Annotated in this window: 20 protein-coding genes and 1 pseudogene; 13 read left to right on the top strand and 8 right to left on the bottom strand. The window is 33.9% G+C overall.

Annotation, left to right across the window (positions count from 1 at the left end; genetic code table 11):
- Positions 1-3 precede the first annotated feature (3 nt).
- The 3 genes from A9G12_RS00235 to miaB all read right to left on the bottom strand — a co-directional run bounded on the left by A9G12_RS00235 (position 4) and on the right by miaB (position 3,035).
- Positions 4-1,035: a PhoH family protein gene (locus tag A9G12_RS00235; RefSeq protein ID WP_065563888.1), complete on the bottom strand. Its 1,032-nt coding sequence runs from the start codon at positions 1,033-1,035 to the stop codon at positions 4-6.
- A 24-nt stretch (positions 1,036-1,059) separates the two neighbouring features.
- On the bottom strand, positions 1,060-1,539 hold the full coding sequence (locus tag A9G12_RS00230; protein WP_065563887.1) for a hypothetical protein: 480 nt from the start codon (positions 1,537-1,539) through the stop codon (positions 1,060-1,062).
- 68 nt (positions 1,540-1,607) lie between these two features.
- On the bottom strand, positions 1,608-3,035 hold the full coding sequence (gene miaB, locus A9G12_RS00225) for a tRNA (N6-isopentenyl adenosine(37)-C2)-methylthiotransferase MiaB (RefSeq protein WP_065563886.1): 1,428 nt from the start codon (positions 3,033-3,035) through the stop codon (positions 1,608-1,610).
- A 355-nt stretch (positions 3,036-3,390) separates the two neighbouring features.
- Between miaB and A9G12_RS00220 the strand changes: the two genes are divergently transcribed.
- Positions 3,391-4,623: an N-acetylmuramoyl-L-alanine amidase gene (locus A9G12_RS00220; protein ID WP_065563885.1), complete on the top strand. Its 1,233-nt coding sequence runs from the start codon at positions 3,391-3,393 to the stop codon at positions 4,621-4,623.
- 44 nt (positions 4,624-4,667) lie between these two features.
- Here A9G12_RS00220 and rsmG read toward each other — a convergent pair whose 3' ends face one another.
- Positions 4,668-5,267 carry a 16S rRNA (guanine(527)-N(7))-methyltransferase RsmG gene (gene rsmG, locus A9G12_RS00215; protein WP_065563884.1) on the bottom strand — a complete coding sequence of 200 codons (600 nt, stop codon included), beginning with the start codon at positions 5,265-5,267 and terminating at the stop codon, positions 4,668-4,670.
- Positions 5,254-7,137, bottom strand: coding sequence for a tRNA uridine-5-carboxymethylaminomethyl(34) synthesis enzyme MnmG (gene mnmG, locus A9G12_RS00210; protein ID WP_065563883.1), 1,884 nt, complete (start codon positions 7,135-7,137; stop codon positions 5,254-5,256). The genes rsmG and mnmG overlap by 14 nt, the downstream gene beginning before the upstream one ends.
- A 557-nt stretch (positions 7,138-7,694) precedes the next feature.
- Between mnmG and hda the strand changes: the two genes are divergently transcribed.
- Both hda and A9G12_RS00200 read left to right on the top strand, forming a co-directional pair.
- Complete coding sequence (gene hda / locus A9G12_RS00205) at positions 7,695-8,378, top strand: DnaA inactivator Hda (RefSeq protein WP_065563882.1); 684 nt, start codon at positions 7,695-7,697, stop codon at positions 8,376-8,378.
- A gap of 1 nt (position 8,379) precedes the next feature.
- Entirely contained in the window at positions 8,380-9,159 is a 780-nt protein-coding gene (locus tag A9G12_RS00200; RefSeq protein ID WP_065563881.1) for a Cof-type HAD-IIB family hydrolase, read from the top strand.
- 49 nt (positions 9,160-9,208) lie between these two features.
- Here A9G12_RS00200 and A9G12_RS00195 read toward each other — a convergent pair whose 3' ends face one another.
- From A9G12_RS00195 to tusB, 3 genes are all read right to left on the bottom strand, one after another.
- Positions 9,209-10,315 carry an anhydro-N-acetylmuramic acid kinase gene (locus tag A9G12_RS00195; protein WP_065563880.1) on the bottom strand — a complete coding sequence of 369 codons (1,107 nt, stop codon included), beginning with the start codon at positions 10,313-10,315 and terminating at the stop codon, positions 9,209-9,211.
- Between the two features lie 5 nt (positions 10,316-10,320).
- Positions 10,321-10,884, bottom strand: a complete 564-nt coding sequence (locus tag A9G12_RS00190; protein ID WP_065563879.1) for a Sua5/YciO/YrdC/YwlC family protein — start codon at positions 10,882-10,884, stop codon at positions 10,321-10,323.
- 82 nt (positions 10,885-10,966) lie between these two features.
- The gene (tusB, locus tag A9G12_RS00185; RefSeq protein ID WP_065563878.1) at positions 10,967-11,245 is read right to left on the bottom strand and encodes a sulfurtransferase complex subunit TusB; all 279 of its coding nucleotides are present in this window, start codon (positions 11,243-11,245) and stop codon (positions 10,967-10,969) included.
- A 133-nt stretch (positions 11,246-11,378) separates the two neighbouring features.
- On the opposite strand from tusB, the gene tsaE reads away from it, so the two are divergent.
- The 10 genes and pseudogenes from tsaE to purT all read left to right on the top strand — a co-directional run bounded on the left by tsaE (position 11,379) and on the right by purT (position 22,085).
- Entirely contained in the window at positions 11,379-11,855 is a 477-nt protein-coding gene (tsaE, locus tag A9G12_RS00180; protein ID WP_065564029.1) for a tRNA (adenosine(37)-N6)-threonylcarbamoyltransferase complex ATPase subunit type 1 TsaE, read from the top strand.
- Positions 11,856-11,934: 79 nt separating this feature from the next.
- Positions 11,935-12,627 (top strand): annotated as a pseudogene (locus tag A9G12_RS00175) (N-acetylmuramoyl-L-alanine amidase); the annotation flags it as partial.
- A 20-nt stretch (positions 12,628-12,647) separates the two neighbouring features.
- On the top strand, positions 12,648-14,501 hold the full coding sequence (mutL, locus tag A9G12_RS00170) for a DNA mismatch repair endonuclease MutL (RefSeq protein WP_065563876.1): 1,854 nt from the start codon (positions 12,648-12,650) through the stop codon (positions 14,499-14,501).
- A complete protein-coding gene (gene miaA, locus A9G12_RS00165) occupies positions 14,498-15,418 on the top strand; it encodes a tRNA (adenosine(37)-N6)-dimethylallyltransferase MiaA (protein WP_065563875.1) in 921 nt (306 codons plus the stop codon). Before mutL ends, miaA begins: the two co-directional genes overlap by 4 nt.
- 295 nt (positions 15,419-15,713) lie before the next feature.
- A complete protein-coding gene (gene hfq, locus A9G12_RS00160; protein WP_065555596.1) occupies positions 15,714-15,959 on the top strand; it encodes an RNA chaperone Hfq in 246 nt (81 codons plus the stop codon).
- Between the two features lie 21 nt (positions 15,960-15,980).
- Positions 15,981-17,276: a ribosome rescue GTPase HflX gene (hflX, locus tag A9G12_RS00155; protein WP_065563874.1), complete on the top strand. Its 1,296-nt coding sequence runs from the start codon at positions 15,981-15,983 to the stop codon at positions 17,274-17,276.
- Between the two features lie 23 nt (positions 17,277-17,299).
- Entirely contained in the window at positions 17,300-18,520 is a 1,221-nt protein-coding gene (gene hflK / locus A9G12_RS00150) for an FtsH protease activity modulator HflK (protein WP_065563873.1), read from the top strand.
- 13 nt (positions 18,521-18,533) lie between these two features.
- Positions 18,534-19,496 carry a protease modulator HflC gene (gene hflC, locus A9G12_RS00145; RefSeq protein WP_065563872.1) on the top strand — a complete coding sequence of 321 codons (963 nt, stop codon included), beginning with the start codon at positions 18,534-18,536 and terminating at the stop codon, positions 19,494-19,496.
- Between the two features lie 18 nt (positions 19,497-19,514).
- A complete protein-coding gene (locus A9G12_RS00140; protein WP_065563871.1) occupies positions 19,515-20,813 on the top strand; it encodes an adenylosuccinate synthase in 1,299 nt (432 codons plus the stop codon).
- 90 nt (positions 20,814-20,903) lie between these two features.
- The gene (purT, locus tag A9G12_RS00135) at positions 20,904-22,085 is read left to right on the top strand and encodes a formate-dependent phosphoribosylglycinamide formyltransferase (protein WP_065563870.1); all 1,182 of its coding nucleotides are present in this window, start codon (positions 20,904-20,906) and stop codon (positions 22,083-22,085) included.
- Positions 22,086-22,359 lie beyond the last annotated feature (274 nt).

Below are 22,359 nucleotides of genomic sequence, written 5' to 3'. Positions count from 1 at the left end.
CCTCTAAATACTTTTTTCTGTATATTGCTGCTTATGGTGCATTTCCTTTTCTTCCCATTTTTCATAAGCATTAACAATTCGTGCAACTACAGGATGACGCACTACATCTTCACTATTAAAAAAATTAAAGCTAATATCATCAACTTCACTTAATACTTCTATAGCATGTCGTAACCCTGATTTTTGATTTTTAGGTAAATCAATTTGGGTAATATCACCAGTTATCACCGCTTTAGAATTAAAACCAATGCGGGTTAAAAACATTTTCATTTGTTCAATTGTGGTATTTTGACTCTCATCAAGAATAATAAAAGCATCATTAAGAGTTCGACCTCGCATATAAGCTAGTGGTGCTACTTCAATAACGCTTTTTTCAATAAGCTTTTCAACTTTTTCAAAACCTAACATTTCAAATAAAGCATCATAAAGTGGACGCAAATAAGGATCAACCTTTTGACTTAAATCGCCTGGTAAAAAACCTAGCTTTTCACCAGCTTCAACTGCTGGACGGGTTAACACTATTCGACGGATTTGCTGTTTTTCAAGGGCATCAACCGCAGCAGCTACTGCCAAATAAGTTTTACCGGTTCCTGCAGGACCAATACCAAAAGAGATATCATAATCTAATACATGGGCAATATATTGTGCTTGATTAGGTGTTCTAGGCTTAATAATACCACGTTTAGTTTTAATCATTACCAGTTTGCTACCATACTGATCAACATAGGCTGGTAGATGCTCACTTACTTTCTCAAGAACACCTGATTCTTTAATGGCTAAATGAATCTGTTCTGGTTCAATATCAATGATTTTATCTTTGACTTTAGTTTGTTTATACAATGTTTGTAATATTGTATCTGTAGCTTTGACACTGATAACATCGCCTGTAATTGAAAATAAGTTACTACGATGATTAATTTCAATACCAAGCCGACGTTCAAGCTGTTTAATATTATCATTATAAGGGCCACAAAGACTATTAAGCCGTTGATTGTCAACTGGTTCTAGCTTAGTTTCATGTGTCGTAATATTCAAAAATAAAACCTCTAATAATTAATTTTAAGCACCAATACGTTGATCACATAAAGAACATTTTTCAACACCCTTTAAAAAATCCATATTACATTGATGACAAGTGACAATATTACTAGAAACAATATTATTAACCGCTTTAGTAGATTGTTCCTCATTCAATCCTTGAGATTTTAATTTATTGATCAACATTGATATTGGTGTGCCACTTTTTAGTTCTTGTTCAACATAAGTAGCAACTTGTTCATCAAATGTAGGTGGAGCATATTCTAAAACTTTTTCATTATATTCAGAATTACAATGATTACATTTAATAAATCTACCCAAAGTTTGATAACTAAAAATTGGCACAAAAAACAATGTGAAATATTTAGCAACTTTTATTTGAGTATATTGTTGTTGCTTTTGATCACCAGTAATATTGTCATTAGAACAACATGAAGGACAATTGAATTGTCCTTTTTTTTCATCAACTTGTCGACCTCGGGTTCCAAATATAATAAACATTTCATTTTCCTTTTATTTCAATTTATTATTAATAATTTATATATACAAATTATTAATTATTTTATTTTTTAAGGTTGATAAATACCTACACCTAAATCATTTTCTTTACGGGTACGTGAAATAATTGACATAGGTGATTCATTGACCCGTAAATCCATTTCATCTTCAGTACGCACAACTTTACCACGTAATGAATTTGGATAGATATCTGTAATTTCGACATCCACAAATTTACCAATCATATCTGGATGACCAGCAAAATTAACAATTCGGTTATTTTCAGTACGACCAGTCAACTCCATAATATCTTTTTTAGATGGACCTTCAACTAAAATGCGTTGTACTGTATTTAACATCTTGCGACTATATTGCATTGCTTGTTGATTTATACGTTGCTGTAAAATATACAAACGTTGTTTTTTCTCATCTTCTGAAACATTATCTTCCATTTCGGCAGCAGGTGTACCGGGACGGGCTGAGTAAACAAAGCTATAGCTTAAATCAAAATTAACATCAGCAATTAACTTCATAGTCTGTTCAAAATCTTCTTGTGTTTCCCCCGGAAAACCAACAATAAAATCTGAACTTATTTGAATATCCGGACGCACTTTACGTAATTTACGAATAATTGATTTATATTCTATAGCTGTATGAGTGCGTTTCATTAAATTTAATACCCGATCTGAACCACTTTGTACAGGTAAATGTAAAAAATTAACTAGTTCCGGGGTGTCGCGATAAACATCAATAATATCATCAGTAAATTCAATTGGATGACTGGTAGTAAAACGAATACGATCAATGCCATCAATAGCAGCAACTAAACGTAATAATTCAGCAAATGAGCAAATATCACCATCAAAAGTTGGTCCACGGTAAGCATTAACATTTTGCCCAAGCAAATTGACTTCTCGCACACCTTGTTCAGCTAGTTGAGCTATTTCATAAATAATATCATCACAAGGTCTACTTACTTCTTCACCACGGGTATAGGGCACTACACAATAGGTACAATACTTATTACATCCTTCCATAATAGACACAAATGCTGTTGGACCTTCACTACGTGGTTCTGGTAATCGATCAAATTTTTCTATTTCAGGAAAGCTAACATCTACAATATGATTACCATTACCACTTCTAACTTGTTCTATCATTTCAGGTAAACGATGGAAGGTTTGTGGTCCAAAAATGATATCCACAAAGGGGGCGCGCTTACGAATGTGTGCACCTTCTTGAGAAGCAACACAACCACCAACCCCAATAATAATATTTGGATTTTCTTGTTTAAGGTTTTTCCAACGGCCTAATTGGTGAAAAACTTTTTCTTGGGCTTTTTCACGAATAGAACAGGTGTTAAGTAATAAAATATCAGCTTCTTCGGCATTTTCTGTTAAAGTTAGACCATGGGTAGATTCAAGGAGATCCGCCATTTTAGTAGAGTCATACTCATTCATTTGGCAGCCCCAAGTTTTGATATGTAGTTTCTTGCTCATCAATAACTCAGCTATATTTAATTGTTAAAATGAAAACGGCTTTAAATCCGCGATTTTAGCGAGTTATATTGTAATCCTTTGTGATTGTAGGGTCTATATTAAAAATGAAAATGAAAACATAAAATTATAACTACTCCTTTTTTAACTAATATTAACTATCTATAATCTAACAGATTATAATTTAGTTAAAATTTATAACTAAAATAGCTTTTCAAGAAAAACTACGATAGTTATGATAAAAAAAAGCTATTCATTGAAAAAACAACCGATTATGAGAATCATTCTTTTTAACATCTGATTAATTTGTGATATTATTCGCGATTATTTAATATTAACAAATAAAAAGTGTTGAGGTATGTCAAAAACATTTAGTCCAAAAAAACGCCTTTTAATTAAAGGTATAATTGCTACATGTTTATTGTCAGTTACTCGGGTGGGCTTTGCTGCGACAATGGCACAAATTGTTGCTGTTCGCGTTTGGCCATCATCAACCTATACCAGAATCACTTTAGAATCTAATATTAGCTTAACTTATAAACGTTCTTCATTGAGTAATCCTGAACGAATTGCTATCGATATTGACAACTTAACTCTTAATTCAACCTTAAAAACCATTACTTCTAAGGTATTAAATCATGATCCTTATATAAAATCGATCCGCGTATTACAACTCGATCCAAAAACAGTTAGGATTATGATTGAATTAAAACAAGGTGTACAACCTAACATATTTACATTATCGCCTATTGCAGAATTTAAAAATCGTTTAGTAATAGATCTTTATCCTTCAAAACCGAATACTGTTGATGACGATCCTTTATTAACTTTATTAGAAGAATATAAAAAAGGTGATCTCAATAAAAAACAAGCTGAAATCAAAACACCAACGAATAAAAAGAAAAATGCACCAGTTATTGTTATGTTAGATCCTGGCCATGGTGGTGAAGATCCCGGTGCCATTGGTTATAGAAAAACTCGAGAAAAAGATGTTGTTTTACAAATAGCTCGGCGAGTTTATAATTTACTAAAGAAAGAACCGCAGATAAAAGTTTATATGACTCGCAATGAAGATGTATTTATTCCTTTAAAAGTGCGAGTAGCTAAAGCACGTTCATTACACGCTGATCTGTTTATTTCAATTCATGCTGACGCTTTTGCTAATAGATCAGTAAAAGGATCATCAGTATTCTCATTATCCACACGTGGGGCAACTAGTTCTGCAGCCAGCTATTTAGCCCAAACACAAAATAAAGCTGACCAAATAGGTGGCGTAAGTAAGAGTGGAGATAAATATTTAGATAATACTATTTTAGATTTAGTACAAAAAACCACCATTAGCAATGGAGTGTTGTTAGGTAACTCTATTTTAAACCAGATAAAAGGTATCAATCAGTTACACAAACCCGCTCTTGAAAAAGCTGGCTTTGCTGTATTAAAAGCGCCTGATATTCCATCTATTTTGATAGAAACAGGTTTTATTAGCAATCTTTCAGAAGAACAAAAATTAAAAACTGCTTCGTTCCAAAATCAAGTTTCTAAAGCGATTGTTGATGGTATTAAATATTACCTGAAAAAACGAAAAAATTAATTTTATAAAGATGTTTCAGGAGCAGTACACGTTTCAGTATAAAATCACTGGATAATTACTAAACATCTCGGCGCATCTAATCCCGGAACCTTTAATTCTATTTTCTGTTTAAGCGTAAATCCTGCAGGAATAGGATCTATATCATTGGCTTTTAAAGCATAAAAAGATCCTTGTTGATCGGGTAAATGCTTGCACCAAGTTAACATATCTTGTAAGGACGCAAATGCTCGACTAATTACACCATCAAATTGCTTTTGAGTATATTCTTCTATACGACTTTGTAGCGGATTTATATTAGTTAATTTTAGTTCAAATTGTACTTGTTTTAAAAAACGGATCCTTTTACCTAAACTATCTACAAGATCAAATTGTTTATCTGGATTAATGATCGCTAGTGGGATCCCCGGTAATCCCGGACCAGTGCCAACATCAATAAACGTTTTGCCTTGTAAATAAGGCGAAACAACTAAACTATCCATGATATGTTTAATTAACATTTCATTAGGATCGCGAACTGCGGTTAAGTTATATGCTTTATTCCATTTATCAAGCATAATGACATAGTCAACAAGTAGATCTTTTTGCTGATCTGAGATCTCAAGATCAGTTTGATCTATTAAACTAGTGAGTTTATTTTTTAACATAATTTTTCTTTTTTAAATAAACCAGTAACATTGAAATAGCTGCTGGCGTAATTCCTGAAATACGTGAAGCTTGCCCGATTGAAACTGGATTGTGTTGTTTCAGTTTAGCCACAACCTCATTAGACAAACCGGAAATTTCTGCATAATCAATATTTGCTGGAATTAAAGTTTCTTCATTACGTTTTTGGCGTTCAATTTCTTCAATTTGCAACTTTATATAACCATCATACTTAACTTGAATTTCAACTTGTTCAGCGGCTTGTCCATCAGTTAAACCTGGCGCAAATAGTGATAATGATTTAAGGGTTTGATAATTAATTTCCGGGCGTTTAAGTAGCTCCTCACCATTAGCCTCTTTAGTTAACTTAGCGGTTAATACCGCATTAACTTCGTCAATTGATTCAATATGTGGATGAACCCAAATATCCCGTAAACGTGCTCTTTCATGTTCAATCGCATCAAATTTTTCATTAAACTTTTGCCAACGGTAATCATCTACCATACCAAGATTACGACCAATTTCAGTCAAACGAATATCAGCATTATCTTCACGTAACATCAGGCGATATTCAGCACGTGAAGTAAACATACGGTAAGGTTCATTAGTACCAAGCGTACACAGATCATCAACTAACACACCTAAATAAGCCTGATCGCGCGTTGGGTACCATTGATCTTGATCATAAACAAAACGAGCAGCATTAAGCCCAGCAAGCATACCTTGGGCGGCAGCTTCTTCATAACCAGTAGTACCATTAATTTGACCCGCTAAAAATAGCCCTTTAATAACTTTACTTTCTAACGTTGGTTTAAGATCCCGTGGATCAAAATAATCATATTCTATGGCGTAACCTGGTCTTACTATATTGGCGTTTTCAAGACCTTTCATACTGCGAACAAAGGCTAACTGAGTATCAAATGGTAAACTCGTTGAGATCCCATTAGGATAAATTTCGTTACTATCTAATCCTTCAGGTTCTAAGTAGATCTGATGCGAACTACGATCAGCAAAGCGCATGATCTTATCTTCGATTGAAGGGCAATATCTTGGTCCGACACCTTCAATTACACCAGTATACATTGGGCTACGATCTAAATTATTACGAATAATCTCATGGGTGCTTTCATTAGTACTGGTAATGTAACAAGGGATCTGCTTTGGGTGTTCACTTGCGTTACCTAAGAATGAAAATACTGGTACTGGATCATCACCATATTGGGTTCCTAATTGTGAAAAATCAATGGTTCTAGCATCAATACGCGGTGGAGTACCTGTTTTTAAACGACCCATTCTAAATGGATATTGGTGTAATGATTTAGATAATCCTATGGAAGCAGGATCACCTGTGCGACCACCACTATAATTATCCAGTCCAATGTGGATCTTACCATCCAAAAAAGTACCAGTTGTCAGGACTACAGATTTAGCTTTGAAGGTAACACCCATTTGAGTGACTACACCAGTGATCTGATCGTTTTCAATAATAACATCCTCAACTGATTGCTGAAATAACATTAAATTTTGTTGGTTCTCTAGTGCGGTTCTTACTGCTTTGCGATATAAAGATCGATCTGCTTGCGCTCGGGTAGCTCTAACCGCTGGCCCTTTACTGCTGTTTAAGATTCGAAACTGGATCCCTGAAAGATCGATAGCATGAGCCATTAATCCACCCATAGCATCAATCTCTTTAACTAAATGCCCTTTGCCAATCCCTCCAATCGCAGGATTACAAGACATTTGACCTAATGTATTGATATTGTGGGTTAAAAGTAATGTTTTTCTTCCCATTCTTGCTGATGCCATTGCTGCTTCTGTACCTGCATGACCGCCACCAATAATGATGACATCAAAAAGATCTGGATAAAACATAAAAAGCCTCGTTACTGTTTTGTATTGTGATCGTTATTCTTAGATGTGATGATCTGATTTAATTTGCGTAAGGAATTTTACTCATCTTTTTGGTTACGTCAAATGATCTAATTTGATCCTTATTTAATTTAAATAAGATCTTTTATATGATCTTTTTATTTTTATTGTTATTAGCATGGATCTCTTTTGTGTATAACTATATTTTTTGATTATTTTACATGATCTTATTGATCTCTTAATTCTGTTGATTGATCAGATTTTTTTTAAATTAAACTTGTTTATAACTTTTATAGTTATCCACAGTTATTTTTATTTTTTAGGTTATTAATATGCTTATCACAACTTATTAGGGCTATTTTTAACAGATTTATCCACAAAAAATAAGTTTGTTTGCTTAAATTTTAACTTTACTTGGTTATATTTTAATCTATATTTTTAATTTTTGTTGTATAATTTAGGTAATTAATTTTGATTTTTTGTTTTCTATATAAAGTAATTGATTTTTGTAAAAGCAAATTTATACTTAATACGATTATTTTTTATTGTGAGGCTATTTTATTACTCTTTCACAGCTACCTTTACCTTTTTTATTACCTAATAGTGAAACTTTCAATAGTTTCTATGTGGGTGATAATCAATTGTTGTTTGATTCATTGCAATCATTATTAGCAGAAAAAGGTTTTAAAGCTTTTTATATGTGGTCGGCTAGCGCTGCAGGTCGGACACATTTATTACATGCCTCATGTCAAAATAAACTTGCTAGTTATATACCTTTAAAAAAAAATAATTTTTTAGTTCCTGATATCCTACAAGGATTAGATAATTATGATTTAGTGTGTTTAGATGATATTGATGCTATAGCTGGTCATCGAGATTGGGAAGAGGCTATTTTTGACTTATTTAATCGTTTAACTGAAAAAAACATTAGTAAATTATTAATAACTGCTAGTGCACCCCCTAAGCAGATTGCTTTTGGTTTACCTGATCTAGTTTCTAGGCTAACTTGGGGGCAGGTATATCAATTAAAAGAACTAAGTGATGATGACAAACTTAAGGCTTTACAATTAAGAGCTAAATTAAGTGGTTTTGAATTATCAACAGAAGTAGGTTTATTTTTGTTAAAACGAGTTAATCGCGATATGCGTACTTTATTTTCTTTACTAGAAAAATTTGAAGTTGCAACTTTGGCTCAGCAACGAAAATTAACTATTCCTTTTATTAAAAATATTTTGGATTTGTAAAATGAATGAAAAACCAGATGCTATTGTTTTTTTTGATTTAGATGGAACTTTGTTTGATAGTCATTTAAACGTATTATCTAGTTCATTGGAAGCTATAATAAAATTAAAAAAGAATAACATTATTCCTGTAATTGCAACAGGTAGAACGAAATGTGAAGTGATTGATTTAATGTATAAAACCCAAATTGATTCCATTATATGTATGAATGGTCAAGCGGTTATATATACAGGTGAAATTTTGTTTACTAATAATATTGATAAAGATGTAATATCCAGATTATATCAGTTTTCTAAACAACAAATGGATATTCCTTTATCTTTTTATAATCACCAAATAATGCGTGTTTCTGAATATAGCGAACCTGCAAAGGTATTTTATCAGTACATTAAACAAGAAGTTCCTCAAGTCGATGATAAAATTTATTTAACGCAACCAATACAGATGTTATTACTACTATGTGAAGAAGGTGAATCAAACTATCATGAAGTTTTTCCTGAATTAACTTTTATTCGTAATACCCCTTATTGTGTAGATGTTTTTAATAATGGTGGATCTAAAGGTAATGGTATTACTAATTTATTAAATAAAAAAGGTTTTAATAATGTACCGACATATGCATTTGGTGACGGTATGAATGATTTTGAAATGTTTCAAACTGTTGATCATCCGATAGCCATGGCTAATGCTGTAGATCAATTGAAAGAACAAGCTGAATTTGTTACTGATACAAATAATAATGACGGTATAGCTAAAGCATTGCAAAAATTTGGTTTGATTTAAATTTAACTAATAAGATTGCTTTATTATCAATTAATTTTTTGGAATGAGCTTATTTATAAATTACCCCCAAACATACAGCTTGGTTAGCTCCGGTTACTTCGGGAATATTTGATGTAATATTGTTAACACTACAATAAGCTAACCAGGCAAAAGCAATAGCTTCCATATCATCACCATTAATGCCCCTTTCATTGGTGGTTAATACTGTCCATTTTGGTAGTAAAATGGACAATCTTTGCATAATTAATGGATTTTTTGCTCCACCACCACAAGCTAAAAGTTCACAAGGAAAATCATTTGTTAATGATAATTTATTAACTTCATTAGCTATAGTTAATGCGGTAAATTCAACTAAGGTAGCTTGAATATTTTCGGCTTTAATATTGAATCCATTTAATTTTTGATTTAACCAAGGTAAGTTAAAAAGTTCTCGTCCAGTGCTTTTAGGGGCTGGTAATTTTAAGTAATCTTCTTTTAATAATTTATTGAGTAATTTATTATTAATATTACCTTTTTTTGCCCATAAGGCATCTTCATCATAGGCTTGTCCAGTATTTTGACTAATCCAACCATCAAGTAATACATTGCCTGGCCCTGTGTCATAACCAATAACTGATTGATTAGGAAATAATACAGAAATATTGCTTATTCCACCGATATTTAATACTACCCGATTAATATTAGGATTATAAAGTACTGCTTTATGAAAAGCAGGTACTAATGGTGCACCTTGACCACCATAGGCGATATCTTTACGACGAAAATCAGCAATGGTGGTGATGCCTGTTTTAGCTGCAATAATATTGGCGTCTCCTATTTGCATGGTGAATGGGTAGTTACCATTAGGTGCATGATAGATTGTTTGCCCATGACAGCCGATGGCTTTAACTTGACGTTTATCTATCCCTTTTTCTGCTAAAAATTGATTAATTTTTTGCGCAAATAGCTTGCCAAGGCGATGATCAAGTTCACCTAAATTCTGTAATGTTGTTTGTTTTGTTTGGCAAAGATTGAGTAATGATTGTTGTAGATCTAACGGCATTGGATAACAATTACTGGCTATGGAAGTAATTTGTGATCCAGTAATATCAACTAAGGCAATATCCACTCCATCCATGCTAGTTCCAGACATTACACCAATATATAAATTTTGCATAAATATTACCCTTGTCGAATGATCCGTCCTGTTTTTATATCTCTAATTTCTGATGGCTGTAATCTTTTACCAATTTCACCTTGTAAAATAGGAAAATGTTTGCCAAATTGTTTTACTACTTCATTGGCCGTGCGGCAAGGTTCACGAGCAGAAAGATTAGCACTAGTTGAAACTAATGGTTTACCAAATAGATCACATAATTTTATAACATCTGGGTGATTAGTTACTCGCACTGCAATCGAAGTAAATTTACCCGTTAAAAAATAAGGGGTATTTTTATTTTTTGGAAAGATCCATGTAACTGGTCCTGGCCAACTAGCTAAAGCTTGGTTTTTTTGTTCATTAGTAATGGCTGATTCATCAATATAAGGTATTAATTGTTGATAATGGCTAGCAATTAAAATTAGGCCTTTCTCAATGTTTCGTTGTTTCAATTTGAGTATCTGTAATACAGCTGATTCGCAATCAGGATCACAACCAAGGCCAAAAACAGCTTCGGTTGGGTAGGCAAGTACTTCACCTTTATTTAATAATTCATTACTTTCCGTTATAGTTAATAGATTTGCCATTTTAAGCTAAGCCAAATGAAAATATATTAAACTGGGGTAACATAATTTGCAATTTAGTGTAGTGTTATTTTGATTTTAATTGTTACCAATGCATTTGTGGGTAATATTTAGCAGTTAATTCAACTACCTGTTGCATATTAATAACTTTTAACCTTGGATCTATAAATTGCTTTAAGCCACGAGCCATAATATCGCTGTCTAAAACATAGCAATTAGGGGTTTTTTCTAAAATATCATTTAATAATGAGTTATTTTGCAATGAATTGACAACACCATTTTGCCAAAACAATATGGCATCATGTGACGATATTAATTGTAGTTCCATTATTGGTAGATTAGATGTTGTAATGGTATGTAACATAAATTCACACTTTTATTATACTGAAACATATAGCATACCTGAAACATTTTAATAAACTTCAAGATAATGTTGTTTCGTTCATATTTGATGGTAATTAGTATATAATAATTGCCATTTATTGAGCAAAAAATCCATCATGAAACCTATTATTTTAGCTAATGAGCAAGAAACAATTGCATTTGGTAAACAAATAGCTAGTTGCTGTTTAGATTATTTATCTCGTCATGATAGTGCTATTGTGATCTATTTGATTGGTGATCTAGGTGCAGGTAAAACGACTTTTAGCCGTGGATTTTTACAACAATTAGGACATTCTGGTACGGTAAAAAGTCCAACTTATACTTTGGTTGAACCTTATCAATTTGATGATTTTTCAGTTTATCACTTTGATTTATATAGGCTTGTTGATCCAGAAGAGTTAGAGTTTATGGGAATACGAGAATATTTTTCTTCACGATCTATTTGCCTTGTTGAGTGGCCACAGCAAGCTGAAGGTATATTACCTAATGCTGATATTGAAATTCATTTGACCTATTTGGCACTTGAACGTACAGTTTCGGTGCAGGCTAAAAGTGAAAAGGGTCAAACAATTATTAATTTTTTACAATAATAACTAACAATAAGAAATGAGATAAATGAAAAAATTACTTACTTTTTTTATGTTATTACTACTTTGTTGTCCTACTTATGCTAGCAAAGTAGTTATTGCTGTTGATGCCGGGCATGGTGGTAAAGACTCTGGTGCAGTGGGCAAAAATAACTTATATGAAAAAACAGTTACGCTTTCAATAGCAAAGAAGTTAACTAATTTATTGAATCAAGATCCCAATTTTAAAGGGGTATTAACCCGCAGTAGTGATAATTTTATTTCTGTTTTTCAACGGTCAGAAATTGCTCGTAAAAATAAAGCAAATTTATTAATTTCCATTCATGCGGATGCTGCACCAAATCGTAGTGCATCAGGAGCTTCACTTTGGGTACTTTCGACCAAACGAGCTGATACCGAACTTGGTCGTTGGCTTGAACAAGGTGAAAAACAATCCCAATTATTAGGTGGTGCGGGGGATGCATTAAGTGATGATCATAATCCCCATTTAAGCCAAGCGGTTTTAGATTTGCAATTTTCTTATTCTCAACGGGTTGGTTATGAGTTGGCAACTCAAGTATTAAAAGAAATGACTAGTTCAATTAAACTTCATAAACGTAGGCCAGAACATGCTAGTTTAGGTGTGTTACGATCACCAGATATTCCGTCAATTTTGGTTGAAGTTGGTTTTATATCTAATGAAGGTGAAGAAAGTTTATTAGCTAGTAATGCACATCAAGATAAGATTGCTAAGGCGATTTATCAAGGTGTAAAAAATTATGTCAGGCAAAATCCTAAATTTGGAGAACAACATTAATGGCAATTCATATTCTATCACCACAATTAGCTAATCAAATTGCTGCTGGTGAAGTGGTAGAACGCCCTGCCTCTGTCATTAAAGAGCTAGTGGAAAATAGTCTTGATGCTGGTAGTACTCAAATTGATATTGATCTGGAACAAGGTGGCTGTAAGTTAATTCGTATTCGGGATAATGGCTGTGGTATTGCTAAAGATGAATTGGCTCTTGCACTGGCTCGGCATGCAACCAGTAAAATTAGCACGTTGGATGATTTAGAAGCTATTATTAGCTTAGGATTTCGAGGAGAAGCATTAGCCAGTATTAGTTCAGTTTCTCGTTTAACCTTAACATCACGTACTGCAGAGCAGTCAGAAGCATGGCAAGTTTATGCTGAAGGACGTGATATGACTCCTACAATTAAACCTGCTGCTCATCCGGTTGGTTCAACGGTAGAAGTATTAGATCTATTTTATAATACTCCAGCTCGACGTCGCTTTTTAAAGACTGAAAAAACAGAATTTATGCATATTGAAGAGTTTGTAAGGCGTATTGCACTTGCGCGTCCTGATGTAACTTTTAATTTGCAACATAATGGTAAATTAGTTACACAATACCGCTCATCGGTGCTTGCAAAAAGAGTAGAATTAGTCTGCGGACGTGCTTTTATGCAAAAAGCTGTAACATTGGATTGGCAACATGATGATTTATTGATTCAAGGTTGGGTAGCTAGTAGTGAAACTAGTGATCTTCAATATTTTTATGTTAATGGTCGGGTGATTAAGGATAAATTACTTAATCATGCTTTACGTCAAGCTTATATTAGTCGCACAAATGAACAACAAAGTTATGTGGTTTTTTTACAGCTAGATCCTAAGCAAGTTGATGTTAACGTTCATCCATCTAAACATGAAGTGCGTTTTCATGAAGCGAGATTAGTTCATGATTTCGTTTATCAAGCAATTGTAATGGCATTAGAATCCCAGTTGTCGGTTAGTGATGATAAGATTGCTATAACTCCTAATCGGCAAGCAGCTGGTGAGAACATTTTTAATCAACAACCTAAAGGTAAAACTTATTTATCAACCAGTCAATTACCTAAAAAAGCCAGTAATTACCTAAAAGAAAATACAGCATATGCTAAGTTGGTAACGGTGGATAATGAGTTAGAAATAAATCAATCTGAATCTAATCAACCTTTGTTATCATCACAAGAAGATAAGCTAATAACGTCATCACAACAAGCAGTTATTGAATCATTGTTTCCTAAACGGAATACACCTTTACAATCATTACAACAACAAATTGATTGTTCTTCTTTAGTTCAATTTGGTCGAGTTTTAACCGTTATTCAACCTAATATTGCTTTATTGGAAAAGTATGAAAATAATCAGCAAAAATTAATGGTAATGAATTTACCAATTGCTCAACAAAGAGTAACAGCAATTAAATTGTTATCGCAAGAATCTGAAAAGCTACTTATTCCATTGACCATTTTAGTTAACTACAAAGAGCAACAAATACTCACTAACTATAAACCACAATTGTTCTTTTTAGGTTTTGATTTTGATATTGATAAAGCAAAATTACATTTGCAAAGTGTACCTAAGATGTTGAGGGTAATAAATTGGCAACAACTATTACCGGCATTAATTACTTTTATATTAGCATCAGAAAATAAGGTTTTAAATCCAACCGAAATAGCAAGTTGGTTAGCAAGTCAGAGTGATGTTGGTAATGAAGTAAGTTGGAATGTAGCTAAAGCTATTCAATTATTGGCACAATTGGAACAAATAGATATTAATTTATTACAACAAAAAACTTTTATACATTCAATTGATATTTCGTTTTTTACTCAATCAATTTTATCATGAATAAACCCAAAATTATTACTTTAATGGGGCCAACAGCGTCTGGTAAAACAGCCGTTGCTATGGCTCTTTATGAGCGTTATCCAATTGATATTATTAGTGTTGATTCAGCATTAATTTATCGTGGGATGGACATTGGCACGGCAAAACCAACTAAGGAAGAACAACAAAAATATCCGCATAAATTAATTGATATTTGTGATCCGTCAGAGAGTTATTCTGCTGCTAATTTTAGACAAGATGCCATCGTTGAAATTGAAACAACATTAAATAATGGCCGAATCCCATTGTTAGTTGGTGGTACTATGCTTTATTTTAAAGCCTTAATCGAAGGGCTTTCACCACTTCCGGCAGCTAATAGTGAGATTCGTCAACAGATTGAAGAAAAAGCTAGCGAACTAGGGTGGCAAGCTATTCACGAGCAATTAAAAAAAGTTGATCCTATAGCCGCTGATAGGATCCATCCCAATGATCCTCAACGTCTTAATCGGGCTTTAGAAGTTTATTTAATTACTGGTAAAAGTTTGACTGAACTAACTCAAAATAATAGTGAAGGTTTACCCTATGAGATCATACAATTTGCCATTATGCCTGAGGATCGAGCTATTTTGCATCAACGTATTGAAAAACGTTTTTTACAGATGTTAGAGCTAGGCTTTGAACAGGAAGTGAAAACCTTAATGCAACGTTCTGATTTACATACAAATTTGCCGTCAATACGTTGTGTAGGCTATCGGCAAATGTGGGAGTATTTGCAGGGTGATACTAGTTATGATGAAATGGTATTTAAAGGGATTTGTGCTACTCGTCAATTAGCTAAAAGGCAAATTACATGGTTGCGTGGTTGGAAGCAACCAGTTACTTGGTTAAGCAATAATAATTTCGATGCCATCTTTGAACAATTACTGAAGTCTGAATAGAGAATATTATATTCAAGTTTTATTGAATTAGTATTTTAGTAAATAATAATTCCTGTTAAAAAGTTTGTGATCAGACTAATGTTTTAATGTGGTTATTTATTTTTTTGGTGGCTGTTTATTCAATTTTTAGGTATTTGTGCATAAATTTTTATTGATTAGTTCAAGAACGATGTTTTTTATGTTAACTTAATATCTAATATCTTGACGTTTAGCTGTCAGATAATAGTTTTTTTTGCGAGTACAGTTATATTTCTTCATCTTATTTTTTATTTTATTTCACATAAAGGAAATACTCATGTCAAAAGGGCAGTCATTACAAGATCCTTATTTAAATTTGCTACGTCGCGAACATATTCCAGTATCGATTTATTTAGTTAATGGTATTAAATTACAAGGGCAAATTGAATCCTTTGATCAGTTTGTTATTCTATTAAAAAATACTGTAAGTCAAATGGTATATAAGCATGCTATCTCAACAGTCGTACCATCAAGACCTATTTCTGGATTGGTATCTCAACCTGAAGAGGAAAGCGAAAGCTGATAATTTCAGTGGAGAGTTTGATTGTTTGAGCGATATAAAGGCGGAGAATCTGCCTTATTAGTCCATGTATTTTTCCCTCAAGAAAGCGATATCGAGGATCTCAAAGAATTTGAAGTATTAGTTTCTTCAGCTCAAATTGAGATCCTTGATATTGTGACAACCTCAAGAAAAGCACCCCAAGCTAAATATTTCATTGGTGAAGGTAAGGCACAAGAAATTGCTGATAAAATTAAGCAGCTAGAGGTTTCAGTAATTTTAGTCAACCACACACTAACCCCAACTCAAGAGCGTAATCTTGAACAACTATGCGAATGCCGTGTTGTCGATAGAACGGGATTAATTTTGGATATCTTTGCTCAAAGAGCCAGAACTCATGAAGGTAAATTACAAGTTGAGTTAGCACAGTTGCAGTATCTTTCCACCCGTTTGGTACGTGGCTGGACCCATCTGGAGCGGCAAAAAGGGGGAATAGGATTACGCGGCCCGGGTGAAACTCAATTAGAAACAGATAGACGTTTAATTCGTCACCGAATTCAATTAATTTTATCTAGGTTGGCTAAAGTTGAAAAACAACGTAATCAGAATCGCCAATCGCGAAATAAAGCTGATTTATCAACGGTATCATTAGTTGGTTATACTAATGCAGGTAAATCAACGCTATTTAATATGATAACCAATGCGGATGTTTATGCTGCGGATCAATTATTTGCTACTTTAGACCCAACATTAAGACGTATTATTGTTGACGATGTTGGTGAAGTAGTTATTGCTGATACTGTAGGTTTTATTCGGCATTTACCGCATGATTTAATTGCTGCTTTTAAAGCAACATTACTCGAAACCCAAGAAGCAGCATTACTAATACACGTAGTTGATGCTGCGGATCCTAATTTACTGGATAATATACATGCTGTTGATGAGGTTCTATTGGAAATTGATGCTAATGAGATCCCCACATTGCTAGTCATGAATAAAATTGATTTAATTGAAGGAAAACAACCAACAATTGATCGAGATGAAACCGGCATGCCAATTCGGGTTTGGATTTCAGCACAAAATGGTTTAGGATTAGATCTTCTATTTATTGCATTAAAAGAACGTCTCGCAAGACAAGTTCAAGTTTGTCAATTAAATTTACCAACCTATTTATCTAGGTTAAGAAGCCGATTTTATCAGCTTAATGCAGTGGAACGTGAATTTATTAATGATGATGGCAGTTTTCATTTAGATGTGAGAATGCCTGCAATAGAATGGAATCGCCTCTGTAAACAAGAGCCAGATCTGTTATACTTAATTAAAACGCAAAATAACAACTAATTGTTAAATGGAGCATATAAAATATGGCGTGGAATCAGCCCGGAAATAACGGACAAGATAACGATCCATGGGGAAATAATAACAAAAAACCTTCTGGTTCATCGGTTGGTTTATTGGATAAAATTAAAGACCTCTTAAAAAAAGGTAAATTCAGCAATAATAATGGTGGTTCATCAGGCATTAAATTACCGATGAATACCACGAAAATTATTGGTGCAGTTATTGTTATATTAATCTTGGTTTGGGGAGTAAGCGGTTTTTATACTATTAATCAAAGTCAACGTGGCGTGATCACTCGTTTTGGACAAGTTCAACCTGAAATTATTCAGCCAGGATTAAATTGGAAACCAACATTAATTGATAAAGTATATATTGTTGATACTCAAGGCACCCGTAATTTTAATGTCCAAGGGTTTATTGTTACTACAGGTGAAAATTTAGTTTTTGTTGAAATGAATGTACAGTACCGTATTAGTAATCCTTTAAAGTATTTGTTTAATGTAACCAATGTTGAACATAGCTTACGTCAAGCTGCTGATAGTGCGCTAAGAACTGCAGTAGGTAGTTCTAATATAGATGCAATTATTTCTGACGGGCGAGCCGCACTTGAAACGAGTACTAAAGATGAGCTAGTAAATGTTATTACTCATTATGATATGGGAATTAGTATTGTTGATTTAAATTTCCAAGTTGCTCGTCCGCCTGATGAAGTACAAGATGCTTATGACGATGCAATTCGTGCGCAAGGCGATAGTGAACGCGAAATTAAACAAGCCGAAGCTGATAAAGTGCAGTTAGTGCAACAAGCTGAAGGTCGTTCGGCAAGAATATTAGCTGATGCTAATGCTTACAAAGTGCGGGTTGAACTTGAAGCATCTGGTGATGTGGCGCGTTTCGAAAAAATATTACCTCAATACAAAGCGGCTCCAGAAATTACTAAAGAACGTTTATATATTGAAACGATGGAAAGAATTTTAGCTAAAACAAATAAAGTTATTGTTAATGATAAAAGTGGTAATTTAATGGTGTTGCCATTAGAGCAATTATTAAATAACAAAGGCGAAAAAGTTGCTGATTCAAGCAATTTATCAAACTCGAATAGTGAATATAATTTTAATATGCCAAGTTCTTCTGAACCAATAAAAACTACACCAGAAACTAAGAGTGAAACACCAAGTAGTGATTCAACTCATAATAATTCTACTGGTAAAACTACGCGAACATCGCGATTTATGGGACGGTAAGGAGAAAATGAGTATGCGTAAATTATTGATTCCGGTAGTTTTAATTTTGATTGGAGTGTTTTTTTCAAGTGTCTATGTTATTGAGGAAGGAAATCGTGGTGTAGTTTTAAGATTCAATAAAATTATTGGATTATCTGATCCTGGTTTACATTTTAAAATCCCTGGCGTGGATAGCGTTAAAGTCATAGATGCTAAGATACAAACTACTAATAGTTCTAATAATAATAAAGAACAAAGATTTTTTAATGTACAAAAGAAAGAATTGATTGTTGATTATTTTGTGCAATGGAAGATTGTTGATTTCAATCGCTATTATGAAACAGTGGCTGGTGGTAATAATGTTGAAGATTTACTCTTAGCTAGATTAAATGGACGATTACGTGCGGAAATTGGTAAATTGAGTAATAAAGATATTATTAATGATTCCAATGCCGATACCAAATCACGAAATTCTTTAATGATTAAAGTAAAAGATGCATTAAATGGTACAGCTCAAGATGTTGCTGATAATGTGCCTATTGAAAAATTAGTTGCTGATACACAAAAGGATCCTGAAAGTAGTAAAACTAGTTTAAGAGCTTTTGGTGTAGAAGTGATAGATGTGCGTATTAAACAGATTAATTTTCCACCGGAAGTTTCTGGGTCAATTTATGCTAGGATGAGAGCCGAACGTGAGGTTATTGCAAGAGATAAACGCTTTGAAGGTGTAAGAAAAGCAGAAGAAGAACGAGCTAAAGCGACACTTGAAGCAACAAAAATATTATCTGAAGCTGAACGTCAATCCCGTACCATCCGTGGTGAAGGTGATGCTAATGCAGCTAAACTTTATGCAGATGCTTTTGGCAAAGATATGGAATTTTTCAGTTTCATTCGTAGTTTAAAAGCTTATGAGCAAAGTTTTTTAGGTAATGACGTTATGGTTATTAGCCCTGATAGTGAATTTTTTCGATATATGAAACTTAAATCTAATAAATAACTTAATGAGTAAATATTTATGAGTAATAATGTTGTTGTGCTAGGTACACAATGGGGTGATGAAGGCAAAGGTAAAGTCGTTGATTTGCTCACCGAAAAAGCTAAATATGTGGTGCGTTATCAAGGTGGTCATAATGCTGGTCATACCTTAGTGATTAATGGTGAAAAAACAGTATTGCATTTGATCCCTTCGGGAATATTACGCAAAGATGTAATCAGTATTATTGCTAATGGTGTAGTGCTATGCCCTGATGCATTAATGAACGAGATGAAATCTCTTGAGGATAAAGGTATTCCTGTCAGAGAAAGATTACTTATTTCTGAATCATGCCCATTAATTCTTTCTTACCATATAGCTCTTGATCAAGCACGAGAAAAATCCCGTGGTAATAAAGCAATTGGTACAACTGGTCGAGGTATTGGACCGGCATATGAAGATAAAGTTGCTCGCCGAGGATTACGTGTTGGTGATTTGCGCGATCGCGAGGCATTTGCTGAAAAATTAAAAGAAGTTATGGACTACCATAATTTCCAGTTAGTTAATTATTATAAAGCTGAACCAGTAGACTATCAAAAAGTACTAGATGATACTTTAGCGATTGCTGATGTTCTTGTTGCGATGATTGCCGATATTCCTGCGCTTTTAGAGGATGCTCGCAAGAAGAGTGAAAAAATCATGTTTGAAGGTGCACAAGGTACTTTACTTGATATTGACCATGGCACTTATCCTTTTGTAACTTCTTCTAATACGACTGCCGGAGGTGTGGCAACCGGTTCTGGATTTGGTCCCCGTTATGTCGGTTATGTATTAGGAATTGTGAAGGCTTATTCTACACGTGTTGGCGCCGGACCTTTTCCTACAGAGTTATTCGATGATATTGGAGAGTATCTTTGTAAACAAGGTAACGAATTTGGTGCCACCACAGGCCGTCGTCGTCGTACAGGTTGGCTCGATGCGGTTGCTGTTCGTAAAGCAGTACAACTCAATTCAGTTTCTGGTTTTTGTTTAACTAAGCTTGATGTGTTAGATGGACTTAAAGAAGTGAAAATTTGTGTTGGCTATCAATTGCCAAATGGTGATGTAATTAAAACAGCCCCGGCAGCGGCTGAAGAATGGAGTTTAGTTACACCTGTTTATGAGTCAATGCCAGGTTGGAGTGAATCAACCTTTGGTATAAAAGATTATGACGCATTACCTAAAGCGGCAAAAGATTATATTAAGCGGATTGAAGAGTTAACGGAGACGCCAATTGATATTATTTCTACTGGTCCAGATCGAAGTGAGACAATGATCCTGCGTGATCCTTATCAAGTATAATATTTTAATATAGAAAATATCGGGATTATTGTCCCGATTTTTGTTTTTAAGTAATTGGAACAATATATTGATTAAGTGTTAGAGGTAGTTATGGCCAAACTAGGTACTCCATTATCACCAACGTCAACTAAAGTTCTGCTTTGCGGCGCAGGCGAACTTGCTAAAGAGGTTGTAATTGAATTACAACGGTTGGGTTGTGAGGTTATTGCTATCGACCGTTATGCTAATGCACCTGCAATGCAAGTGGCTCATCGCTATCATGTTATTAATATGCTCAATGGTGAGGCTTTAAGAAAAGTTATTGAAGCGGAAAATCCTGATTATATTGTTCCAGAAATTGAAGCGATTGCAACAGAAACGTTAGTTGAGTTGGAAGAAGAAGGATTTACAGTTATTCCAACAGCAAAAGCGACACTACTCACTATGAATCGAGAAGGAATTCGTCGTCTAGCTGCAGAAACACTAAACTTACCCACTTCACCTTATCAATTTGCTGCAACTGAAATCGAATATAGGGATGCGGTAAAAAAAATTGGTTTTCCGTGTTTAGTAAAACCAGTTATGAGTTCATCTGGAAAGGGGCAATCTTTATTACGTGATGAAGCCGATATTGATGCCGCATGGAAATTTGCTCAGGAAGGTGGACGAGCGGGTAGTGGAAAAGTCATTATTGAAGGTTTCGTAGATTTTGATTATGAAATTACATTATTGACTATTAGACATATTAATGGAGTCGCATTTTGTCAACCGATTGGCCATCGTCAAGAAGATGGTGATTATCGAGAATCTTGGCAACCACAACAAATGTCTGAACTAGCTTTAGCATTAGCTAAAGAAATTGCTACTAAAATAACAGCTGCTTTAGGTGGTCATGGATTATTTGGAGTGGAACTTTTTGTTAAGGGTGACCAAGTTTGGTTTAGTGAAGTTTCGCCCCGGCCACACGATACAGGTATGGTGACGTTAATTTCACAAAACTTGTCTGAATTTGCCTTACATGCTAGAGCTATTCTAGGTTTACCAATAACTTCTATTGAACAATTAGGTGCTAGTGCATCAGCTGTTATTTTAGCTAATGGTGATTCAAAACAAGTTAGTTTTAGTGATTTAGATAAAGCACTAAATGAATCGCAAACTGATTTACGTTTATTTGGTAAGCCAGAAGTAAAAGGTACCAGAAGGATGGGGGTTGCGTTGGCTCGGGCGATAAATGTTAAACAAGCAATTAACAAAGCTATTAAAGTTGCAAATCAAGTAAAAATTAGTTTGTAATATTATAATTTGGGTAAAAAGCCATCAGTTGTTTTAAAAAAACTAAAAAAGCAGAAATAGGGGTTGACGTAAGCGGGCGAAGTGAGTAACATACGCAACCCTTGAGACAGCAAACTAAATCAACGGAGACGTTGAGGAAAGTTAAGAGTAAATAGGCTGTCAGCTCTTTAAAAATTAAGAAACAGACAATCTGTGTGGGCACTTGCGAGACGAAGAAATTAAAAGTCTACGGACTTAAAAAATTAAGTCTTGATAAGTGACACTGAAGATTCAT

Source organism: Gilliamella sp. wkB112 (assembly GCF_001690685.1).
Lineage (GTDB): Bacteria > Pseudomonadota > Gammaproteobacteria > Enterobacterales > Orbaceae > Gilliamella > Gilliamella apicola_J.
This window is presented reverse-complemented; position numbering and strand designations above follow the sequence as displayed.